General features: G+C 73.2%; 5 protein-coding genes and 1 pseudogene. 1 reads left to right on the top strand and 5 read right to left on the bottom strand.

Features of this window, described 5'->3' with window-relative positions; translation table 11 throughout:
- The 4 genes and pseudogenes from ALA01S_RS30025 to ALA01S_RS30040 form a co-directional block, all read right to left on the bottom strand.
- Nucleotides 1-342, bottom strand: a pseudogene (locus ALA01S_RS30025) (hypothetical protein); the annotation flags it as partial.
- A gap of 356 nt (nt 343-698) precedes the next feature.
- Complete coding sequence (locus ALA01S_RS30030) at nt 699-1,829, bottom strand: penta-EF hand family protein (protein ID WP_066343270.1); 1,131 nt, start codon at nt 1,827-1,829, stop codon at nt 699-701.
- Nucleotides 1,830-1,972: 143 nt separating this feature from the next.
- Nucleotides 1,973-3,328 (bottom strand): HAMP domain-containing sensor histidine kinase, encoded by a 1,356-nt coding sequence (locus tag ALA01S_RS30035; protein WP_157119403.1) that lies wholly within the window; start codon nt 3,326-3,328, stop codon nt 1,973-1,975.
- Nucleotides 3,325-4,053, bottom strand: a complete 729-nt coding sequence (locus tag ALA01S_RS30040) for a response regulator (RefSeq protein WP_084268093.1) — start codon at nt 4,051-4,053, stop codon at nt 3,325-3,327. The genes ALA01S_RS30035 and ALA01S_RS30040 overlap by 4 nt, the downstream gene beginning before the upstream one ends.
- Nucleotides 4,054-4,388: 335 nt before the next feature.
- On the opposite strand from ALA01S_RS30040, the gene ALA01S_RS30045 reads away from it, so the two are divergent.
- Nucleotides 4,389-5,360, top strand: a complete 972-nt coding sequence (locus ALA01S_RS30045) for a sulfite exporter TauE/SafE family protein (RefSeq protein WP_066343275.1) — start codon at nt 4,389-4,391, stop codon at nt 5,358-5,360.
- A gap of 153 nt (nt 5,361-5,513) precedes the next feature.
- Here the strand turns inward: ALA01S_RS30045 and ALA01S_RS30050 are convergent.
- The coding region (locus tag ALA01S_RS30050) for a methyl-accepting chemotaxis protein (RefSeq protein ID WP_238456017.1) at nt 5,514-5,891 on the bottom strand (378 nt) is incomplete at its 5' end.

A 5,891-nucleotide genomic window follows, 5' to 3' on the forward strand; every position in this document is an offset into this window, starting at 1 on the left:
CGCGGGGTGGACGCCGTCAGCCAGGACGGATTCAACGATGGGCTGCAGCCATGGCCAGTGCGCGGCCCAGGCTTGGCGCAGGGGCTGGCCCAAGGTGGCGTTGGGCGGGGTGCCGGCGAGGGCATTGCAGGCGTCGTTGCCCAGGAAATGGAGATCGTCTCCCCAGGCCAGGGCCATGGGCTGCGCCGAGCGCGGCAGCACGCGGGCAAGCGTCTGCAGCTCGCCGGGCCAGGCGTCGCGCGGGCCCAGCGGGGTGGCGCTCCAGTCGATGAGCGCCAGCCGTGAGGAAAACGCTTCGGCCGGGGTGGGAAATGCGCTCGATGGAATCGGTTGGCCGGGCATGCGCGGGGGTGGTGAAGACTGAAAGGCGCAGTCTGGGGGGCCGCGAGGGGATGGGCAAGCACGGCGGTGCCGGTGCGGCGGGCGCAGTCGATTTGCAGGGCGCATTGTTCAGAAATCTGAACGATGGAGCGCAGGGGATGGGGAGCTGGAGGGCACGGGGGCGAACGATGGGCGCCTTTGCGCAGGGACGGCGTTGGCGTCAGCCGGAGACTGGCCCGCAGCGCCCCCCGATTCGTCATTCCCGCGAAGGCGCACTGCTGTCCGGGGAATACGTAACAGCTAACTCGTTGCCCATTGGGAGTGCAGTCCGTCAGCCAATACGCCGGCGCCGCGCAGGCCGCGGCGCCACGTCAGGCTCAGGCGCTGACGTTGACTTGCGAGCCGGTCGAGCCGGAGGCGCTGCCGCCACCGGCGGCGTACTGCTTGAGCATCCAGCCCACCAGCTTGGCAGCCTGCTCGTCGAGCTTGTTGCTGCCGCTCTGGTTCGATCCGGATGACGACGAGGACGACGAATCCGACCCCGAGCCGGACGAGGACAAGGACGAGGCCCCGGTCGCCTTGTCCAGCGCCTGCGCCACGGCCTCCTTCAGCGAGGACAGCTCCGAGGCGCTCAGCGACTGGTCGCCATCACTGTCGGCAGCCTTCAGCGCCTGCTCCATCAGCTTCTTGAGCTCGCCCGCAGCGCGCTCCTGCGCCGACACCACACCGTCCTCGTTGGTGTCCAGCGGGTCGATGGTCGTGCTGCTGCTCGTGCTGCCGGAACTGCTGGTGCTGGTGTCGTCGGCGTCGCCATCGCCGCCACCGGCCGGGGGCGGGCCGCCCGCGCCGCCGGGGCCGCCGGGACCGCGGCCGCCCTGCGCACCCTGCGTGCCCTGCGAGCTGCCCTGCACGTTGAGCGTGCCGCCGGCACTTTGGCCACCCTGGCCGCCCTGCGGACGGCCGGCGGCGAACTCGTCGGCACTCAGCGAGCCGCTGCTGTCCGTGTCCAGGCGGCTGAAGGCGGCGTCGTCCTGCAGGCCCATCCGGTCCTGCAGCGTCTTGAGCTCGTCGCTGTCGATGCTGCCGTCGCCGTTGCCGTCCACCTTGGAGAACAGGTCGTCGCTGCCGCCCTGGCCGCCAGGAGCGCCCAGGCCCCCCATGCCGCGCTGCTGCGCGAACTCCATGGTGGAGGACGGCTTGGGCATGAGCGCCTTCATGGCCGCGTCGAGCTCCGTGGCGTCCAGGCTGCCGCTGCCGTCGCCGTCGAGCTGGCTGAAGTCCACCGCCGAGCCGGCGTCCGTGGGCGAGGACGTGGCGCCGCTGCCGCCGGCCGAGGGGGCCGCGCCGGGGCGCTTGGCCAGCATCTGCTGCAGCTCCGACGCGTCCACGCCGCCGCTGCCGTCGCTGTCGGCGCGCTTGAAAAGCTCTTCCTTGTTTGGGCGCTGCGGGCGCTGCACCGCCGTGGCCCAAGCGCCACTGCTGCTGCTGACGGAGCCGATGCTGCTCATGAAATCTCCCTGCTCTGGTGTGCTGGTGAAGCCGGCGCGGGATTGCGACCAGCTTCTGCCACCGATTCTGGGAAGCCCTCATGGCTGCCGTTTTTCGCCCATGTGTCGGCGCCGACACACCAGCGGATACACGCCTTGGCCGCTCAGGGTGCCGCGGGCAGCCGCACCTGCGCGCGCAGCCCGCCGCCGCCCAGGTTGTCCAGCGTGAGCGTGCCGCCCTGGCGCCGCACCAGGTCGCGCGCGATGTGTAGCCCCAAACCCAGCCCGGCGCGGTGGTGGCGGCGCGGGTCGGCGTCGTGCAGTTGGACGAAGGGGTCCAGCACGGCGTCGAGCTGCGCGCGCGGAATGCCGGGGCCGTCGTCATCCACGGTGATGCACACCGCCCCGCCCTCGTGCCGCAGCGCCAAGTGCGCCCGCGTGCCGTGGCGCAAGGCGTTGTCCAGCAGGTTCTCCAGCACCCGGCGCAGCGCGGCCGGCTGCACGCGGGCGGTGGCGGCGGCCGGCGCGGCCACAGGCGCGGCGGCGCCTCCACCCTCGTCCGCCCACCCGCAGCTCAGCGCCTGGCCCTGTTCGATGCGGTCGTCGGCCACGGCCTGCACCAGGGCGGCGAGGTCCAGGATGCGCGGCGCCTCCTGCGCCTGCTCGCTGCGCGTGAGCTCCAGCGCGGACTCCACCAGCGCGTCGATCTCGCGCACGTCGGCGATGCAGCGGCCCACCAGCGCTGCGTCCTGCGGGCGCTCCAGCCGCTCCAGCCGCAGCCGCAGCCGCGTCAGCGGCGTGCGCACGTCGTGCGACACCGAGGCCATGAGCAGCGTGCGCGCGCGGAACTGCTGCTGCAGTTGCCGCGCCATGGCGTTGAACACCTGCGCGGCCTCGCGCACCTCGCGCGTGCCGCCGCGCTCGTCCAGCACCGGCGGCGGCGCGCCCTCGCGCAGCGCCGGGCCCAGCCCGCGCGCCGCGCCGGCCAGGCGCCGCATGGGCGCCGCCACCCAGCGCGAGCCCCACCAGGCCGCCAGCGCAATCACCAGCAGCCGCACGCCGTAGTCCAGCGCCAGGTCCGCCGGCGGCAGGCCGCCGCGGTGCGGGGGCCCGGGCTGTCCCGGCACGCCCCAGGGCTCGGCCCGCGGCGCCTGCGCCGGGCCGCCCGGTGCGCCGGGCGTGGCCGGCAGCGCGCCGGCCATCCACTGCGCCACCCCGGCGGGCGGCAAAGGCGGCGGCAACGCGGCGGGAGGGCGCAGCGCCATGCCCGCGTCCGGCACGCCGGGCGTGGGCGGCAGCGACGGGAAGGTGGGCAGCGGCACCCCCATGCTCCAGCCGCCGTGGCGCAGCATCACCGCCGCGAAGGCCACGACGTGGCTGAGCACCAGCGCCGCCCACATCAGCAGGAACAGCCGCGTGAACAGCGAGCCGGTGCACCACCACCACGCGCGGCGCACCGCATCCAGGGCACCCAGGCACGCGGCGCCAGGCCGCGTGGACGCTGTTGCGGGAGCGCTCAAGCGCTCACCTGCGCATCGAACAGGTAGCCCTCGCCGCGCACCGTGCGTATGAGCGCGGGCTCGCGCGGCGAGTCGCCCAGCTTCTGGCGCAGCCGCGAGACGCCCAAGTCGATGCTGCGCTCGTTGACCTCCACGCCCGGCGCTCCCGCCAGCTCCACCAGCCGCTCGCGCGCCAGCACCCGCCCCGCGTGCGCCACGAAGGCCGACAGCAGCCGGAACTCCGCCGCCGACAGCGACACCGTCACCCCGCCGGCCGAGACCAGCTCGCGCCGCAAGCGGTCGAAGCACCAGCCCTCGAAGCGCAACGGCCCCGCGGCGTCCGCCGCGGCCGGCACGCCCGCACCGGCTCCGGCGCCTTGCGCGCGGCGGCTGCGGCGCAGCACGGCGTGGATGCGCGCAATCAGCTCGCGCGGCTCGAAGGGCTTGCTGATGTAGTCGTCCGCGCCCAGCTCCAGGCCCAGCACGCGGCTCACCGGGTCGCCCTGCGCGGTGAGCATGATCACGGGCAGCGCCGTGGACTGCACCACCTCGCGGCACAGCTCCAGCCCGTCCTCGCCGGGCAGCATCACGTCCAGCAGCAACAGGTCGAAGCGCTCCTCGCCCAACGCGCGGCGCATGGCCGCGCCGTCCTCGGCCGTGCGCAGCCGCAGGCCGTAGCGCTCCAGGTAGGCCTGCACGGCCAGGCGGATGTCCAGGTCGTCATCGACCAGCAGGCAACGGATCACGGCGGCTTGCTCCAGCGTCGCAGTGGCGCAAAAAAGAGGCGCGGATTGTGTCCGCGCCCGTTTTGCCGCCACGTTTCCGCCGCGTGGCCCGGCCGCGGCGCGCGTGCACAGCGTCACGGCCCGCTCCGGCGCGGCGTCGCCTGCCGCATTCCAGGCCAGCGCGCTGCAAGCAGGTGCAACCGGGGCGGCCTGACGTTCATCAAGGCTTACAAGCACGGAAAGCGCATATCGAAGCGCCCAAAGCTTCGTAGCCGCGCGCTTGGCGGCTTATTAACTTCGCGCCATTGCATCAACGCGCCCGGCATAAACCCAGTGCCGGGCCCAGAAGAAACGCCATGGACGCCACGCCCTTGAAAGCCGCTCCGCTGCCCCTGGCCGCCGCGCAGGCCCCCGCCGACGACTTCTCGCACTCGCACCACCCGGACGACCACCCGGAGCTGCGCATCGCCATGTGGGCGGCGGCCTCCATCCTGTGCGGGCTGCTGGTGTACCTGGCCTGGCGGCTGTTCTTCGGCGAGCACGGGCCGGCGGCGGGGGTGCAGATCGTCAGCGACGCGCTGCACAGCCCCGTGTTCTGGAGCGCCGTGGGCGTGGGCTTGCTGGCGCAGATCGTGGACGGCGCGCTGGGCATGGCCTACGGCGTGACGGCCACCACCTTCCTGATGAGCACCGGCGCCTCGCCCGCCATGGCCAGCGCCAGCGTGCACATCGCCGAGGTGTTCACCACCGGCATGTCCGGCCTCTCCCACGCCAAGCTGGGCAACGTCAACAAGTCGCTGTTCCTGCGGCTGCTGGTGCCGGGGATCGTCGGCGCCATCCTGGGCGCCATCCTCGTGACGCAGTTCGACGGCAAGGTGCTCAAGCCCATCATCTCCGCCTACCTGGTGCTCATGGGCCTGTACATCCTGCGCAAGGCCTGGCGGCACAGGGGCGTCAAGCGCGAGCAGCCCAAGCACGTGGCCAAGCTGGCGCTGTTCGGCGGCTTCGTGGACGCGGCCGGCGGCGGCGGCTGGGGCCCGGTGGTCACCAGCAACCTCATCGGCGCCGGCGGCGACCCGCGCACCACCATCGGTTCGGTGAACTTCGCCGAGTTCTTCCTCACCCTCTCCGGCGCCACCGCCTTCATCCTGCTGGCCGGCGAGCCCGGCACCTGGCTGACCGTGGCGGGGCTGGTGTTCGGCGGCCTCTTCGCCGCGCCGTTCGCGGCCCTGCTGTGCCGCTCGCTCAAGGCGCGCACGCTCATGACCATCGTGGGCTGCCTGGTCATCTCGGTGAGCCTGTTCAACATCTACAAGGCGCTGGGCTGACGCCCGGCCCGCGCCGCCGCCGCGGCGGCAGCGCAAAGCCGATGGAAAAGACAAGGGGGCGTGCCATGCACGCCCCCGCTTCGTTTGCGCGCCGCAAGCTCGGCGACTGCGGTCATTGCGGCGGCAGCGGCGCCCGCTGCGCCGCGCCTTCGCTCAGCGCGAGTCCTTGAAGATGCCCACGGCCTCGGCCAGGCGCGCGGCCTGCACGTTGAGCGCGCCCGCGGCGGCCGTGCTCTGCTCCACCAGGGCGGCGTTTTGCTGCGTGGCGCCGTCGAGCTGCGAGATGGCCACGTGCACCTGCTGCACGCCGCAGCCCTGCTGCTCGGAGGCGTCGGTGATGTCCGACACCAGCGCCGAAACCTGGCGCACCTGCTGGACGATGCGCTCTATCGTCTGGCCGGCCTGGCGCGCGCTGCGCCCGCCCAGGTCCATGTCGCGGGTGGATTCCTCGATCAGCGCCTTGACCTCGCGCGCCGCGCCGGCCGAGCGCTGCGCCAGCGCCCGCACCTCGGAGGCCACCACGGCGAAGCC

This window comes from Azohydromonas lata NBRC 102462, from assembly GCF_001571085.1.
Classification (GTDB): domain Bacteria; phylum Pseudomonadota; class Gammaproteobacteria; order Burkholderiales; family Burkholderiaceae_C; genus Azohydromonas; species Azohydromonas lata.

What these genes read in the sequence shown, in the direction of transcription:
- ALA01S_RS30045 (WP_066343275.1), top strand. Translation starts at nt 4,389, where the DNA reads ATGGACGCCACGCCCTTGAAAGCCGCTCCGCTGCCCCTGGCCGCCGCG.
- ALA01S_RS30030 (WP_066343270.1), bottom strand. Translation starts at nt 1,829, where the DNA reads ATGAGCAGCATCGGCTCCGTCAGCAGCAGCAGTGGCGCTTGGGCCACG.